Raw genomic sequence first — 17,861 nt, forward strand, 5'->3', positions numbered from 1 at the left:
CGAAAGACAGTGAGCCTGTGGTTGATGCCAGACAGCACGTTAGCTTAATGAGTCGCAGTTTAATGTTATTTCATACTAAATTTGAATTCCCCAGGAGCAATTGATGACTACAGCGAAAGACAGTGAGCCTGTGGTTGATGCCAGACAGCACGTTAGCTTAATGAGTCGCAGTTTAATGTTATTTCATACTGAATTTGAATTTTCCAGGAGCAATTGATGACTACAGCGAAAGATAGTGCCAGTGTTAATAAAGCGTCTGCCGGTGCGAGTAGAAGCAAAGCCAACAGCAAGGCCAGCAGTAAGGCCAAAGCTGACGCTGAGACCTTATCTACTAAATTATCTAACGCCGCTGACATAACGGCCAGCTCACACGCCGAGCCTTGTGAACCTTGCGACAGTTTATCGGCATCGTTAGCCAGACATATTCGCTATGGGTTATGCCGAGATGAGCATGAAAAACATGAACTCTTTAATGCCGTGGCGCACAGCGTTAAAGAGCAAATGCTCGATAGCTGGCGTCAAACGCGGATAAAAGACAATCAATATCAACAAAAACAAGTGGCTTACTTATCGCTTGAGTTTTTGATGGGTCGAGCCTTAGGTAATGCATTATTGAGTTTAGACATTACCGCTGATGCACAGCAAGTACTGTCCGATTATGCCACCAACTTAGAAGATCTTGAACAAGTTGAGCAAGATGCAGGATTAGGCAATGGCGGACTTGGACGACTAGCAGCTTGCTTTTTAGACAGCTGTGCCAGTTTAGACTTACCGGTGACCGGTTATGGTATTCGTTACCAATACGGTATGTTTGCGCAAAAAATTGTCGACGGCTATCAAGTTGAACGTCCAGATCGTTGGTTACGTCATGGTAATCCATGGGAAGTTCGGATCGCCAACCGTATCGTTAGCGTGCCGTTTTTTGGTCATACCGAAACCTATCTTGATAAGCGGGGACATCGACACCATGTTTGGGCCGAGACCCAAAATGTATTAGCCGTCCCTTATGACATGCCGATCCCAGGGTTTAAAAATGGTCGAATTAACACGTTGAGATTATGGAAAGCCGAAGCCAATGATGAGTTTGACTTAGATGAGTTTAACGAAGGCGATTACGCCGAAGCGGTAGCGACCAAAAATTTGGCTGAACAAATTACTATGGTGTTGTACCCCAATGATGCGAGTGTTAATGGCAAAGAATTACGGTTGAGGCAACAATACTTTTTATCGTCAGCCAGTTTGCAAGATTTACTGGCTCGTTACGTTAGTCAATTTGGTGAGGATTTCAGCCAGTTTAATGAGCATAACGTGTTACAGCTTAACGATACTCACCCGAGCATTGCGGTCCCTGAGTTAATGCGGCTTTTGCTTGATCAATATGGCTTGAGTTGGGACGCAGCATGGGCTATCACCAGCCAATCGATGGCGTATACTAATCATACTTTACTGCCCGAAGCATTAGAGCGTTGGTCAGTGCCAATGATGAAAAATATGTTGCCACGGATTGTTGAAATAATCTTCGAAATTAATGCGCGCTATTTAGAACAAGTCGCCCACCATTGGCCGGGAGATATTCAAAAGCTGGCCAATATGTCGATTATTGAAGAAGGCCCAGAGCAGCATATTCGTATGGCCTATTTAGCGATTGTCGCCTGTTTTTCGGTTAATGGGGTGGCGGGTTTGCATACACAATTACTCAAAGAGGGGCTGTTTAAGGATTTTTACCAATTGTGGCCTCATAAATTTAATAACAAAACCAATGGTGTTACTCCTAGGCGTTGGCTTGCGTATTGTAATCCTAAATTATCCTCATTAATTTGCCGTCGTTTAGGCGATGAATGGATCAACGATTTATCTCGTCTGACGGCACTTAATGCTTTTACCAGTGATAAGGCGTTTGTTAAAGAGTGGGCGCAAATAAAGTTCGAAAATAAACAAGCATTAACGGCATTCGTTAAACAACAATGCGGTGTCGAATTTGACCCACTGATGATGTTTGATGTGCAAGTTAAGCGTATCCATGAGTACAAACGCCAGCTACTGAATATTTTACATGTTATCCATTTATACCGCCGTATCCTCAATGGGGACACACAAGATATGGTGCCTCGTTGTGTGTTGATTGGTGGTAAGGCGGCGCCAGGTTATGCCATGGCAAAACAAATCATTAAGTTGGCCAATAATGTTGCCCATATGGTTAACTCCGATCCTCTGGTGTCGCCATTGTTACGGATGGCTTTCTTACCCAACTACAATGTTAGTGCCATGGAAAAAATATGTCCGGGTACCGATTTATCTGAGCAAATATCGACTGCGGGTAAAGAAGCCTCAGGCACTGGCAACATGAAGTTTATGATGAATGGCGCCTTAACTATTGGCACGTTAGATGGCGCCAATATTGAGATGCTCGAAGAAGTCGGCTATGAGAATTTCTTCCTATTCGGCTTAGATGCTAAGCAAGTGACACAAGCTCGAATTGATTATCAACCTCAACATATTATCGAACATTCAAAAGCCCTTAACCGAGTGATGAGCATGCTAAAAAGTGGTCATTTTAATTTGGTCGAACCCGGTATTTTCGATGACATTATTGCCTCGGTTCTTGACTCCAATGATCAATGGATGACCGCCGCTGATTTTGACAGCTATTGCTTGGCACAAGAGCAGGTGGCAAAGACCTATCTTGATCAAGATAGTTGGCAAAAAATCAGTATCCGAAATACCGCTGCTAGCGGACGTTTCTCAAGCGACAACACAATAGCGGGCTACCGCGATGAAATCTGGATGAAAAAGTAATACAAGGATGGCGGTGTAATGCCGAAAACAAGGTAGGTCGTTGATCAGTTAGTATTTGTTGATGGCTATGTTTGATAACCAAATGGAGTCTACTTATGAGTAATGTTCGTTATATTAGTAATTTAACTCGTGATACCTATGCGCTTATCTTGGCGGGGGGGCGAGGTTCACGGTTGCATGAATTAACCGACCGGCGCGCTAAACCGGCGTTATATTTTGGCGGTAATTATCGCATTATCGATTTCCCACTATCGAACTGTATCAACTCAGGAATACGTAGAGTAGGAGTGGTGACACAATATAAGTCACATTCATTAATTCGACATGTGACTCGTGGCTGGGGTCATTTTAAAAAGGAGCTCGGGGAGTCGGTTGAAATTTTACCGGCATCACAGCGAACATCAGGGAACTGGTATCAGGGTACTGCAGATGCTGTATTTCAAAATATCGACATTATTCGTCATGAAAAGCCTAAGTACGTGATGATCCTATCGGGCGATCACATATACCGCATGGATTATGCAGGCTTGTTAGCCGCCCATGTTGAATCAGGTGCCGATATGACGGTGTGTTGTTTAGAAACCCCGATAGCTGAAGCCGCTGGTGCTTTTGGGGTGATGGAGGTCGATAGCACGAATAGGGTAATTGGGTTTGAAGAAAAGCCGGCTCATCCGAAACCGACGCACAATGATCCGGAAAAGTGTTTAGCCTCGATGGGCAATTATGTGTTTAATACTCAGTTTTTGTTCGACCAATTGAAAAAAGATGCCAACAACGAAAAATCAGACCGTGATTTTGGTAAAGATATTATCCCGGCGATCATTGAAAAACACAATGTGTTTGCGTTCCCTTTTTCCAGTGCCGTCCCTGATGAGCCAGCTTATTGGCGCGATGTAGGAACCTTAGATTCATTTTTTCAAGCGAATATGGAATTATTGGCACCGACACCGCCATTGAATTTGTATGATGCTAAATGGCCTATTTGGACTTATCAGGAGCAACTTCCTCCGGCTAAATTTGTATTTGATGATAAAGATAGGCGCGGTATGGCGGTAGATTCTATCGTCGCTGGTGGCTGTATTATCTCGGGCGCGAAAGTGAAACGCTGTGTGTTATTTAACGAAGTGCGTGTATGTTCTTATTCGTTTGTGAAAGACTCTGTGCTATTGCCCGATGTGGTGGTATTAAAGCATTGTAAAATCCAAAATGCCATTCTTGATAGAGGTTGTATTATCCCTGAAGGCATGGTGATTGGATATAATCACGATCATGACCGAGCGAGGGGCTTTAGGGTATCAGAAAAAGGTATTACCTTAGTGACACGTAAAATGTTGGGTTTACCTGTTGGTTAAGAATAAGGATCGTTAATGAGTTCAGTGAGTATAAAACGAGTACTGCTCGTGGCAGCAGAAAATGATGCACTGCACGGCGCCAAGGTTGGTGGCATGGCGGATGTTATCCGCGATTTACCGCCAGCGTTAGCACAATGCAGCGTGATAGCCGATGTTGCTATGCCTAATTACGGCTTTTTAGCCCAACAATATTGTGCTGCATATTTGGCTGATATTGAGGTTGATTTTGCCGGTGAACGTCATTCCGTTACCGTGTATCGGTTGCCAAGACCGCAACACAAAGACGCCATAGTGACTGTGGACCAAGATAAGTTTGACGACTCAATAGCGCAAATTTATCTATTTGATCATCCGCTGTTTAATCATCAAGGCCAAGTATACTGTAACGGTTCGGTCGACAGACCTTTTGCCGAAGATGCGACCAAATTTGCCCTGTTTTCCCTCTGTGTCGCCACCAGTTTAGTGCGGGAAATATTGCCGCGCATGGATGTATTACATCTGCACGACTGGCACAGCGCTATGGTGGCAATGCTTCGAGGTTGCGTGGTTGATTTTGCTGGATTGAAATCTTTGGCTTGCGTGTTTACCATCCACAATTTGGCTTTACAAGGGATCCGCCCCTTTAGTGGTGATGAGTCGTCGTTTGGCCATTGGTTTCCACAATACATTGACAAATTAGACCCTATTGCCAAAGAAAGCTTATTCGATCCTCGCTACAGCAATTGTATTAATCCGATGCGAATGGGTATTGTGCTGAGCGATAAAGTGCATTTAGTGTCTCCCACTTATGCGCAAGAGGTGTTAAAGCCTTCAGATCATCACAAAGGTTTTTTCGGTGGCGAAGGATTGGAAAATGATCTAGCGACTAAAGATCAGCAAGGCAATTTAGTCGGGATTATTAATGGCTGCGTCTATGATGAGGCCATTTCTGCCTTTGATGCACATAAAGCCAGCTATAAAGATTTATTGCTCCAAGCTGAAAATACCGTTATTCAATGGCAAGCGAAAGCCATTAACCTCAGTGTTATCGACGCAATGGCATTAGCGCGTATTGGTCAGTATAAACATGCGCTGTTGAGCGACTCATTGGCGCTAAAACCGGCTCAGATTAAGGATGAGACAGAGCGGTTTTTACTGACCTCTGTCGGCCGGTTAACGGAACAAAAAGTGTTGATTTTATTGCAGCCATTTAGCGATCCTCAAGGTCTTTCCTCAGCAAAAACGGTGTTGGACGCGATATTGCTATCGCTTAAAAAGCTGCAACCGGATGGTGTCTTCCTGATGATAGGCAGCGGCGATTTGCATATCGCTAAAATGATGCAAGCAACTGCCGCGCGTTATGATAACTTTCTGTTTTTACATGGTTATGATGAAGCGTTAGCAGAACAGCTTTATCAATGTGGCAGTTTATTTTTAATGCCCAGTTCATTTGAACCTTGCGGGATCAGTCAAATGCTCGCAATGCGGGTAGGACAACCTTGTTTAGTTCATGGTGTGGGTGGGCTTTACGATACGGTTGAAGATAATGTCAGTGGTTGGGTGTTTAATGGCGAAACGTTGGCCTCACAGGGTCAGGCCTTGGTTGAACGATTTAACCAAGTGGTCCAATTATTGGGTAGCGATACTTGGCAACAGGTGAAGCACAATGCCGCCAAACAACGATTTACCTGGGATGAGGTCGCCAAGGAGTATATTGAAAAATTATATGTGACTAATTGAAATGATTAGTCACCATCTAGGCTAACGAACTGGGTAATGTTATACCTGCGAGCTAATAGCATTATCATCTTTAATGCTATCGGTTAGCATTATTATTGACCCTATTATTAGGAACTATTATTAGCGTTATGTTGAGCGTTATTGTTAGCACTATGATGGTCGCTGTTATTGGTACTCATGTTATTTCTATCGATAGTAAAAACAGCAACATTAAGCCATGAAAAAAGCCAATCAAACTCGATTGGCTTTTTTGTATTTCATCGGCAACTTCAGGTTATGAATGACTGAACGCTTTATGTCGATAATCTTTGCGCTAAGTCATCATGACTATTTTAATACCGTTGTTGCCTTTAGAGATACAGTCCGATGTTACTGACTATGAGTCTAGTAGGTGTAGCGTAGATCTAAGTAATAATAACCACCATTAAACCCAAATGGGGTATTGGTGAGCGGGTATACAAATATCCCGTTAAAGTTATTGTCTTCAGGACGTTTTTCTGGATAAGTATCAAACAGATTTTGGGCCCCTAAGGTGACAGCCAGATTATCCGTTGCTTGATAACGCGTGCTCAGATCGGTAGTCCATCTGGCATCATATTGCACTTCACTGGATGAATAACCCACAGTATAGTCACTGAAATAGCTGAAACGTAAATTGGTGCTGAAGTCATCATAATGATGAGTAAAGCCGATATTAGCGGTATTTTTTGGATTCGCTTCCGTCATGCGAATGACTTCAATACGATCAAATAACTGATCTTCTAAGCCATTGAGGATTGACGGTAACCTAATCGACTCAATTTCAGTTTCTTTATAAGAGTAAGCAAGGTTTGCTTTCAAATCGCCATATTCGCCAAGATTAATACCTTGAGTGACAACTAAGTCAACGCCTTGGGTTTGAGTGTCGACAGCATTCATAAAAAATCGCGCGGAGTCCGCATTGGTGCCCTCAAGGATAGAGGCAATTACCGCTGAACTTTCTTTGTCGATATCGCCAGATAAAATAATCCGGTCATCGACATTGATTTGATAAGCATCCAAGGTCACAACAAAACCATTCTCGCTGGTGTAAACAATACCGGCACTGTAGGAATGTGATATTTCTGCTTTAAGATCGGGAATGCCCAGCTCAGCTTTTACCGGCGATAACTGGTTAAAGGTGCCTGACTCTCTTGGGACAAACTCGCCAGTGATCGGATCTGGATCAAAGAAGGTTGATACATTGGTAAAATAAAGCTGTTGCACACTGGGTGCGCGGAAACCGGTGTCAGTGGTTAAACGTAACGCCAGATTATCGGTTAACTCATAACGACCGGATAATTTCCAACTGGTGTTGCTACCAAAATCGGCATAATCTTCATAGCGAACCGCTGCAGCCCAATAAAAATAATCACTGAGTTGGTTTTCAAGTTCAATATACAGACCGAGATTGGTGCGACTCTCGTCAACTTCCGACTCTTTGGTAAAGCCACCAAATCCCTGACTGCCGCCAGACTTATCTTGGTAATCACCTTGAATATAGGATTCTTCTTGGCCAGCTTCAATTTGGTAACCACTTTCGCGCCATGTGACGCCCATGGCCACTAATAAGTCAGAGTCATTGACAAAGTCGTAATAGTTGGAGGCATCTAGATTGAGGTTCAACTCACTGGTCGACAGGGTGCCAGCATCAAAGCTTGTTGGGCTATCAGGGCCAAGCGAAGCATTAATGGTGTTTTCAACATTGTATTCAAAGCTGTTACTGCCATAACCTGCAGAAGTATCGATTTCCCATTGACCCAGTTCAAACTCATAACCGGTCACTAAAGAATAATCGATAATCTCTGGACTAATTTGCGGTAAAAATCCGTCTGGATAGACTTCGGTTACGTTACGTGAATCAAGCGCGCGACGATAAAAAGCGCCTGAAGTCGAACTGCGCTTAGTGATCCCGCCAAAGGCATAAAGCTTACCTTGGGTATCCAATCCTTGTTGCGCATTAAAAAACAAGCCGTAGTTATCAACGTCACTGTCGCCGACGTGATGATTTTTTCGATCGAATGTCGCTTCACGTGGATCTGGACTGCCATCCGCTAGAGTAGGGTATTGCTGCCGTGGATCGAGACCAGCACGGTTAGTTGAATTTTTCTGATGCGCTTCTAAAGAGACGTTCACAAAGCCGTCATCACTGAAACTAAACCCTTGGTTAATCCCTAATCGAACTTGCTCACCATCACCTTCATAGGTTTGGCCAACGTGGGCGGCAATACTGCCACCCTCGGCGCTGTCTTTAAGGACCACATTAATCACGCCAGCAATGGCATCTGAACCATAAAGCGCAGAAGCACCATCACGTAAAATTTCAATTCGCTTAATCGAGGTCATCGGAATGGCATTTAAGTCAACGTTTGATGCACCTTTACCTAACGTACCGCCTAAGTGAACCAATGCAGAACCATGGCGACGTTTGCCGTTAACCAAGACTAAGGTGTGATCGGGTGACATGCCGCGTAAGCTTGCTGGGCGAACCGCATCACTGCCATCGGTAATGGACGAAAACGGAAAGCTATAACTTGGCGCCGCAAACTGTAATGCCTTAGCGGTTTCAGTAATACCAGTGGCTTCGAGTTGTTCTGAGGTAATGATATCGACGGGTGTTGCACTGTCAGTTGCTGTGCGTAATGCGATCCGAGAGCCAATCACCTGAATGCGCTCTAGGTTTTGACTTTCCTCTGCAGCGATGGCTGCTGGAGTTGAAATACTGGCAACAATGGCCAAAGAAACGAGACTTTTGTACATTAGCAATCCTGTCATAACGTTATAATAAATTTTTGTAACATTATAGAACATTTTCGCAGACGTTTAGATGGCTTTAACATAGGGGGAGTTAGTCCAATCAGTCATATCTCATGACACTCTGGTCTAGTAAAATTGTTTAATAGATTCATCATGTTTACAATTCACCACAAACAAAAACAAACGCCTGTCTATAGTAACAGGCGTATAACAAACGAGTTGTTAATTGAGCTTAATAGTCTAATGAGTCAGTTAACTTGGCAAACTAGCTTGATGGGTTTTTATAAAGGCACTCATGGCTTTTTCAGCACGATCTTTTGCTGACGCCCAAGTGTCTGTTGGTGTCATTGTTTCCACCACTTCGTAATAACATTTAATTTTTGGTTCAGTGCCAGATGGCCGAACAATCACTCGTGCTCCTCCTTCTAAGGCATAAATCAATACATCGCTGCTGGGTAAATCAATGGTTTGTTGGCTGCCGTCGGCACTAGTACGCTGAAGACTTTTTAAATCATCGGTCGATACCACTGAATATTCACCAATGTTTATCGGTGGGTGCTCACGCAAATACGCGCCAATATTGGGTGTATCCGCCTTAAGTGCAATACTGACTTGTGCATTAAGGTGAAATCCGTGTTGGCGATAAATCTGTTCTAGTTTGTCCCAGATGGTTTGGCCATTGATGGCTAGCTCAGCCGTTAGCTGTGCGAAGGCAACTAAAGCCGATAAGCCGTCTTTATCCCAGACTAAATTACCTATGGTGTAGCCGAGCGCCTCTTCATAAGCGAATAAAAACTGCTTGTCAGCTTGGTGCATGGCAATACCGACGTTCATCAGCCATTTAAAGCCTGTCAGCGTGGTATAGCTTTGGGTGCCAAATTCAACGGCGATTTTAGACAACAGACTTGATGACACAATAGTGGTGCCGGTGAGTTGTTGATTTTTAGGTGCATGGTTGAGTAAATAATGGCCAAAGAGCACACCGACTTGATCGCCCGTCAGCATTTGGTATTGGCCAGGCTCAGTGCGAACGGCGACAGCAAAGCGATCGGCATCTGGGTCATTAGCGCAAGCGAGCACCGCATTGTGTTTCTTCGCTTCGGCAATCACTAAATCCATGGCGCCTTTTTCTTCTGGATTAGGGAAATTGACCGTAGGGAAATCACCATCAGGTTCACGTTGAGCCGCTACCGAATACACTTGGGTAAACCCGGCATCGTTTAACACGGCTTCAGCCATGTCGGCACCGACACCGTGCATTGCGGTGTAAGCCAAACTGACTTTATCTTGGCCATTTCGATGTTGCAGCTCTTTGGCATCAAAAATCCCTTGGCGATAAGCCTGGTAGAAATTGTCTTGCAACCAAGTAAGTGTTTGTTGTTTGATGGCATCCGCTAGCGCTAAAAACGGGATCGCTTGGGTTGCTGCGCGGGTAATTTGGGCGGCAATCCCTGTATCATGGGGTGGAATAATCTGCGCGCCATTTTCCCAATAGACTTTATAGCCATTGTACTGTGGCGGGTTATGGCTGGCTGTTACGACAATGCCTGCTGCAGCATTAAAATGCTTTACCCCAAAGGCAACTAAAGGCGTGGCGGCAACCTTATGGGTTAAGCGCACTTTGATGCCCATGGCCGTTAATACACTGGCCGCATCATGGGCAAACGTTAACGAATCATGGCGACCGTCGTAACCTATCACCACACCGCGCTCGGCGGCATTACTTATCTGCTCGAGTAAATAAGCGCCAAGACCCGCCGTGGTTTGGCGAATAACCAAGCGATTCATGGCCATTGGGCCAACACCGACTTCACCGCGAAGCCCGGCAGTGCCAAAGGCTAAACGGCCGGCGAAGCGTGCCGTTAGCTCAGTTTCATTGCCCGCATCAATCAGCGTTTGCAGTTGTGAGCGAGTGTGAGGATCGGGATCGTTGTTAAGCCATTGGTTGATTTGATGTTGAAGATGGGTGTTCATGAGTAACCTCATTGATAATCATTTGCAATAACAGTAGGAAAATACTGCTGCAAGGACAAGTGATTTCGTCGCTAAATGGATAAAAATAACAAGTTGTATTCATGACTTATACGCTTAGTCTACATGCCTAGTGAGTATTATGCTTTTGTAAACAGAGCGTTGTAGCACAATACCATCGACCTGATCGCGGGCTGACAACATAGATTATAGATCAATGATGAGTGTTACTAACAAAACAAGGCGTGTGAACACAAGCGGTAATCCACAAGCCATGTTTTAATCTTAGGTTATGCAAGCCTATTTCGCATCAACAGCATAGTTCTGGGGGAAGAATGAGCGTTTGGCTTGTTCATCGAATTCAGTTTTGAACTCAATATCCTTGCCCATATTTCTGGCACGCGCTATCGCAGGGCGGCTGTTGATAAGGTTAAACCAGCGTTGAACATTAGGGTAACTAGCCAGTGCATCTTCACCTAATACAAAATCAATACGATCAACCCAGCCCCAGGCAGCAATATCGGCAATGCTTAATTCATCAGCAACGATAAAGTCACGGTTGTTAAGATGTGCATCGAGTACCTCGTAATGACGTTGCGTTTCACGTCTATAACGGTTTGCTGCGTAATCAATTTTTTCAGGAGCATGATGGGTAAAATGGACACATTGGCCAGAATAAGGCCCTAAACCTGTGGCAATAAACATTAACCAAGACAGCAGCTCACCACGGTTTTCAGGCGATCCAGCTAATAGACCTGTTTTATCGGCAAGGTATAACAGTATTGCATTCGAATCGAACACTCTTACGCCATTGTCTTCAATGGCTGGGGTTTTGCTGTTGGGGTTTATGGCGCGATATTGCTCAGAGTGTTGCTCACCTTTTAAGGTATCCACAGGCACGAGTTCAAACTCAAGTCCTGTTTCTTCGAGGAACAGAGCAATTTTTATTGGGTTAGGGCCAGGGTGAAAGTAAAATTTAATCATATGAACTCCTTATTCAGTAAGAAGCTTATTTAAACAGAAATTGAACGAATGCTCAATAATTTTTAAGGGTTCAATCAAATATTCACTCATGTACTATGCAATCAAATTAAGTCCGCCTCAAGATGGAAGTTATTCAACAGCTTAAGCTAGGTATAAGTTAGGCTCGGCTGTCAGTATTAGATAAATCCACAGGCGTACACTAATACCGGATTGGTCGAGAACATTATCCACTTTGGGGTAAACATCTGTTATTCACCCGTTGTTATAAGTGCTGGCGTACTGGGTATCGGTGTTGTTGATTATTAAACTTACAAGTGCAGATACCCGTCATCACAGTGTTTATGTTGGTCAACATAGGTTGATACTATGTTTATGTTGTGCGCTCGTTGGTAAGGCTGTAACTCGGTTTCATCCGCCCAAGTCATTGCTAGTGCGCACCACTGAGTAACGTTTATTTCGCTAATTGAATTATCGCTATTGCTAATATCGTTGCAGATTAGCAGTAAAATGAGTTTGCTCTATTTAATTAATACTTAACCTCAACTTGTACTTAACCTCAATAGGGAATTATACAAAGGTTATCAAACAACCTTTTGTCTTGCCTACGACCTTGTATTGACTTGCCATAGACTCGCTATTAACAGGTGAAAACATCTTTGTTAGCAAATAAATGGCAAATTTGTGTTAAATAATCTGATATTAACTTACTTACCCCATCGCTTAACTTGAGCTGAGATCACTTAAATTGGTTCAGACTGGTCAGTAAAGGCAATATTTTACTGACTTTATCAAAACTTTCTTGATACTCGGCATCGCCATTTGAATCGGCAACAATGCCACCACCGGCCCAACAATAAAGTCGGTTGTTTTCGGTAACTAATGTGCGGATGGTAATACTGGTATCCATATTACCGTTTTGACTGATATAGCCGATGCTACCGCAATATAGGTTTCGTCTTGATGGCTCTAGTTCTTCAATGATTTCCATAGCGCGTATTTTTGGGGCACCAGTAATTGAGCCACCAGGGAAGGCGGCTTGAAGCAAATCAAACGCAGTTTTATGCTTTGCAAGTGTGGCCGTCACCGTGCTCACCAAATGGTGCACCGCTGGAAAGCTTTCAATGGCAAATAATTTTGGCACCTTAACCGAGCCTGGCGCGGCCACTTTACCGATATCATTTCGCAATAGATCGACAATCATCACGTTTTCAGCGCGATCTTTTTCAGACGATAGTAACGCTTGAGCCGCTTGTTGGTCCAAAAGCGGATCATGATGGCGAGGAAAGGTGCCTTTTATCGGTTTAGTTTCAATATGCTGGCCGTTAAGTTTGATAAAACGCTCCGGCGAAATAGACAGTATGCAATGATGTTCAAGGCGCATAAATGCTGAAAAAGGCGCTTGATTAGCTCGGGATAGAGCGCAATAGGCTTGCCATTCATCACCGTGATATTGAGCCTCAAATCGTTGGGTTAAATTGATTTGATAGCAATCACCACTGAGTAAATACTGCTGAATTCGAGAAAACTTATGTTGATATTGTGTACTGGTAAGTTGGTTAACCCACGGCGTTGTCAAATGAAAATGATGTGGATTAATCGCCTCTTCGAGGTCAGCTTGTATTTTTGATTGAATTAAATTCAACTCATACTCAAGTGCGTCTAAGCCATCATAATGGTAGGCATACCAAGACTTATCGGCATAATCATAAATGAGGACGAAGTCATAAAAGCCAATATTCATATCATTAAGGTGAATATCTTTAGTCGCAATATAGGGCAATTTTTCAATACTACGGCCAAGATCATAACCAAAAGCGCCCATGGCACCCACACTAAAAGTATGCTGACTGGCTTGAGCGGATGGATATAGACGAGCATGCAGCTGTGCTAAGGTATCAAAAGGGCTAGTATCATGATCGATATCAATATTGAGCGCGTTGATTGCTGGATGTTTGGCGGTAAATTGACATATACCGTCATTGCTGGTTAAGGTCGCGATAGGATTAAACCCAATAATATCGACTTGTGCATCTTGGTGCGCAGCGTTGGCTGAGTCGAGTATTATCGCCCATGGCTGGTCGCGAAAGAGTGAAAATAGCTGCTTAGTGTCTATTTCCCAAGCCAGTTTTTTCATAAAGAGTGCGTTTCTTGCCCGCGCAGACATCGATAGCCCTTATCTAAAATGTGATCTAGCCCGTAAAGGATGAAAAGAGTATCATATTGGTCTTAAATAAAAATAATAAACATGTTAGGCCGCAATGGCTGCTGGAGCACACCATATGTCGACGAATACAACATCTCATTCTACAATGTCTAGTCAGACTATTGTTATTAAACAAGCTGACTTTATTGAAAGTATTGCAGATTCATTACAATATATTTCTTATTACCATCCCAAAGACTTCGTTGATGCGATGAACAAGGCGTATGAGCGTGAAGAAAGCACCGCAGCTAAGGATGCGATTGCTCAAATTCTGATTAACTCGCGTATGTCTGCCGAAGGTAAACGCCCTTTGTGTCAAGACACGGGAATTGTCACTAGCTTTGTTAAAATTGGTATGTCGGTTCAGTGGGATAAAACCGACATGACAGTACAAGAGATGGTCGATGAAGGTGTCCGTCGTGCTTACTCTAATCCAGATAATCCTTTACGTGCATCAATAGTGTCAGATCCTGCTGGCGCGCGTAAAAATACCAAAGATAATACCCCGTCTGTTGTGCATATCGATATGGTCGCCGGTAATCAAGTTGAAGTGATGATAGCCGCTAAGGGCGGGGGGTCTGAAAATAAATCAAAAATGGCCATGCTTAATCCGTCTGATGACATTGCCGCATGGGTAGAAAAAACCTTACCCACTATGGGTGCTGGTTGGTGTCCTCCTGGCATGTTGGGCATAGGTATTGGTGGCACCGCTGAAAAAGCGGCGGTTATGGCTAAAGAATCTTTAATGGATCCCGTTGATATTCATGAATTAATGGAACGAGGCGCGGTAACCACAGAAGAAAAACTGCGTTTAGATATTTTTGAACGAGCAAATAATTTAGGCATAGGCGCGCAAGGTTTAGGCGGGTTAACCACAGTACTTGATGTTAAAATCAAATCATCACCGACTCATGCAGCCTCTAAACCTGTGGTGATGATCCCCAATTGCGCTGCAACCCGCCATGTTCATTTCCATTTAGACGGCACCGGCCCGGTTGATTTAGTGCCTCCATCATTGTCTGATTGGCCTGAAATTACGCGTGAAGCGGGTCAGAACACTCACCGGGTCAACTTAGACACGGTTACCCAGGCAGAAATTGAAACATGGAACAGCGGTGATACCTTATTATTAAACGGTAAAATGCTTACTGGTCGTGATGCCGCCCATAAACGTATTCAACTGTTACTTGATTCTGGTGAAGGCTTACCAGAAGGTGTCGATTTTACCGGTAAGTTTATTTATTACGTCGGTCCGGTTGATCCTGTCGGCGATGAAGTTGTTGGCCCAGCAGGCCCAACTACGGCAACCCGTATGGATAAGTTCACCGACATGATGTTAGACCAAACAGGCCTAATGGGCATGATTGGCAAGTCTGAGCGTGGTCCTGAAACCGTTGCTTCAATTAAGAAACACAAAGCCGTGTACTTAATGGCCGTTGGCGGCGCAGCTTATCTTGTATCTAAAGCAATTAAGAAATCTCGAGTGGTCGCATTTGAAGATCTTGGTATGGAAGCCATTTACGAGTTTGACGTACAAGACATGCCGGTGACGGTGGCCGTTGATACCAATGGTGTCAATGCGCATGAAACCGGACCGGCGATTTGGAAAATTAATATTGCTAACGCAAAGCAACATAATAAGCCATAAGCAACACTGAGTGTATGTTGATGCTGATGTTATTAGTCAGTGTGTCAATGTGATCAAACGCTCGGGTTTACAGCTCTTTACAAAAGGTCTGTTGCCTGAGCGTTTTGCTTTGGTTAATCTGCTATACACATCTTATGATTACGCGAAATTTGGTTAGTAGCTGACTCAACGCGAACTCATGTTTTATTTAAACAACTGAGACAAGATAATAATGAAAAAGTCTTCTGTATTATTCGCACTGGTTGCGGCAGGCATGGCAACATCAGTTTATGCGGCTGAGCCCGCAGCCTTTAATGTTCAGCAACTGGTTAATTTAAATAAGCTGCACTCAGCGGCGGTATCAAATGATGGTAAGACCATGGTGTACGGCGTAAAAGTGGTCGACGATAAAGGCGAGGGCAATTCAGACCTATACCTACTCGATTTAAGCGATAAAAAGGCCACGCCAAAACAACTCACATCAGCAGCTGGAACTGAGCACGATGTGAGTTTTTCGCCTGATGGAAAATCAATTTATTTCCTCGCCAGTCGCACTGGAACCAGTCAATTGTATCAACTGGCCCTTAATGGCGGTGAAGCGATGCCTGTTACTGAGTTACCGTTAGACATTAACGGTTATAAATTGTCAAACGATGGCAAGCAAGTTGTTATGACCCTGCGGGTATTCCCAGAGTGTAAAGACTTAACATGCTCAAAAGACAAATTTACCGCCGAAGCTGAAAGCAAAACCTCTGGCCGTTTATACAAGCAGCTAATGGTGCGTCATTGGGACACGTGGGAAGACCATGCACGTAATCATTTATTTGTCGCCGCACTTGATGGCAATAAAATTACCACAGCCACTAATGTGACTGAAGGGCGCGATACTGAAACGCCACCTAAGCCCTTTTCAGGTATGGAAGAAGTCACTTTCACTGCAGACGGCAAATATGTTGTTTACAGTGCTAAAGCGCCGAGCAAAGACCAAGCTTGGACGACTAACTACGATTTATGGCAAGTACCTGTTGCCGGCGGTGAAACTGTTAATTTAACAGCAGACAATAAGGCATGGGATGCCCAGCCAACGTTTTCTGCTGATGGCCGTTATCTTGCCTATTTGGCCATGACCATACCAGGCTATGAAGCCGATCGTAACCGGATTATGTTACGTGACAATGTGACTGGCCAAGAAAAAGAAGTGGCACCATTGTGGGATCGTAGTGCGAGTTCACTCAATTTCAGCGCTGACGGTCGTACACTTTACGTAACAGCTCAAGATGTTGGTCAAGTGACTATTTTTGAGGTTAACACTCAGTTTGGTGATGTGCGTCCGATTTATAATCAAGGCAGCAATAGCTTGGTTGCGGCGGTAAATGACAAGTTATTCTTTCAAAAGTCATCTTTGGTTGAACCCGCTGATTTATACAGTGTGACACTGGAAGGCGAGCATCTTACTCAGCTGACCCATGTCAACAAAGACAAACTGGCGCAGATTAAATTTGGCGATTATCAACAGTTCAACTTTAAAGGTTGGAACGATGAAACCGTTCACGGTTACTGGATAAAACCGGTTAACTATGAAGAAGGTAAACAATACCCGATTGCTTACCTGGTACATGGTGGCCCACAAGGATCATTTGGTAACAGTTTCAGCAGCCGCTGGAATGCACAATTATGGGCTGGTGCGGGTTATGGTGTGGTTATGGTCGACTTCCATGGCTCTACTGGATACGGTCAAGCGTTCACTGACTCCATTGGTAAAGATTGGGGCGGCAAACCCCTTGAAGATCTTAAAAAGGGCATGGCAGCCGTATCGGCGCAGCAACCTTGGCTAGATGCTAACAATGCTTGTGCGTTAGGTGGCTCTTACGGTGGTTATATGATGAACTGGTTCCAGGGGAAATGGAATGATGGCTTCAAGTGTTTAGTTGATCATGCTGGTTTGTTTGATATGCGTTCTATGTACTATGTCACTGAAGAGTTATGGTTCCCTGAATATGAATTTGGTGGTCCGTACGATCAAAACAAAGCATTATATGAAAAATTTAACCCAGTGAATTATGTTGAAAACTGGAAAACGCCGATGTTAGTCATCCACGGCGAAAAAGACTACCGTGTACCTTATGGTCAAGGTCTTGCTGCGTTCACCTTTATGCAACGCAAAGGCATTCCATCTGAGTTATTGGTTTTCCCAGATGAAAACCATTGGATCTTAAATCAAGATAACTTACAGCTATGGTACAAGAATGTTCTCGGTTGGATGGATCGTTGGACAGCCAAATAGTTCACCCAAGCGTTCAGGATCGTTTTTCTATTGATGAGCTAAGGCTCGCCTTGTGATAAACGTCTCCACCTTGATCCAATAAAGAGTTCGGTTAAAAAAAGAGATGTTGCCATTGGCAACATCTCTTTTTTTGTCTCTCACCTAATCAAT

Annotated in this window: 9 protein-coding genes; 5 read left to right on the forward strand and 4 right to left on the reverse strand. The window is 43.9% G+C overall.

Going from position 1 to position 17,861, the window contains the following annotated elements; all coding sequences use genetic code 11:
• Positions 1–216: 216 nt before the first annotated feature.
• The 3 genes from AAEZ02_RS06105 to AAEZ02_RS06115 all read left to right on the forward strand — a co-directional run bounded on the left by AAEZ02_RS06105 (position 217) and on the right by AAEZ02_RS06115 (position 5,867).
• On the forward strand, positions 217–2,796 hold the full coding sequence (locus AAEZ02_RS06105) for a glycogen/starch/alpha-glucan phosphorylase (protein WP_124013068.1): 2,580 nt from the start codon (positions 217–219) through the stop codon (positions 2,794–2,796).
• Positions 2,797–2,891: 95 nt separating this feature from the next.
• Entirely contained in the window at positions 2,892–4,148 is a 1,257-nt protein-coding gene (gene glgC, locus AAEZ02_RS06110) for a glucose-1-phosphate adenylyltransferase (RefSeq protein WP_124013069.1), read from the forward strand.
• Positions 4,149–4,163: 15 nt separating this feature from the next.
• A complete protein-coding gene (locus tag AAEZ02_RS06115) occupies positions 4,164–5,867 on the forward strand; it encodes a glycogen synthase (protein ID WP_351122297.1) in 1,704 nt (567 codons plus the stop codon).
• A gap of 384 nt (positions 5,868–6,251) precedes the next feature.
• Here AAEZ02_RS06115 and AAEZ02_RS06120 read toward each other — a convergent pair whose 3' ends face one another.
• The 4 genes from AAEZ02_RS06120 to pabB all read right to left on the reverse strand — a co-directional run bounded on the left by AAEZ02_RS06120 (position 6,252) and on the right by pabB (position 13,761).
• Positions 6,252–8,645 carry a TonB-dependent receptor plug domain-containing protein gene (locus tag AAEZ02_RS06120; protein ID WP_124013071.1) on the reverse strand — a complete coding sequence of 798 codons (2,394 nt, stop codon included), beginning with the start codon at positions 8,643–8,645 and terminating at the stop codon, positions 6,252–6,254.
• Positions 8,646–8,894: 249 nt separating this feature from the next.
• Complete coding sequence (locus AAEZ02_RS06125) at positions 8,895–10,616, reverse strand: phospho-sugar mutase (protein ID WP_124013072.1); 1,722 nt, start codon at positions 10,614–10,616, stop codon at positions 8,895–8,897.
• Between the two features lie 297 nt (positions 10,617–10,913).
• Positions 10,914–11,597, reverse strand: a complete 684-nt coding sequence (locus tag AAEZ02_RS06130) for a glutathione S-transferase family protein (protein WP_101031157.1) — start codon at positions 11,595–11,597, stop codon at positions 10,914–10,916.
• Between the two features lie 736 nt (positions 11,598–12,333).
• Complete coding sequence (gene pabB / locus AAEZ02_RS06135) at positions 12,334–13,761, reverse strand: aminodeoxychorismate synthase component I (RefSeq protein ID WP_124013073.1); 1,428 nt, start codon at positions 13,759–13,761, stop codon at positions 12,334–12,336.
• Positions 13,762–13,876: 115 nt separating this feature from the next.
• Between pabB and AAEZ02_RS06140 the strand changes: the two genes are divergently transcribed.
• Entirely contained in the window at positions 13,877–15,448 is a 1,572-nt protein-coding gene (locus tag AAEZ02_RS06140; RefSeq protein WP_372491424.1) for a fumarate hydratase, read from the forward strand.
• 211 nt (positions 15,449–15,659) lie between these two features.
• Positions 15,660–17,711 (forward strand): dipeptidyl-peptidase 5, encoded by a 2,052-nt coding sequence (locus AAEZ02_RS06145; RefSeq protein ID WP_124013074.1) that lies wholly within the window; start codon positions 15,660–15,662, stop codon positions 17,709–17,711.
• Positions 17,712–17,861: the final 150 nt, after the last annotated feature.

Origin of the sequence: Shewanella sp. T24-MNA-CIBAN-0130 (genome assembly GCF_040310185.1) — a bacterium.
Classification (GTDB): domain Bacteria; phylum Pseudomonadota; class Gammaproteobacteria; order Enterobacterales; family Shewanellaceae; genus Shewanella; species Shewanella psychromarinicola.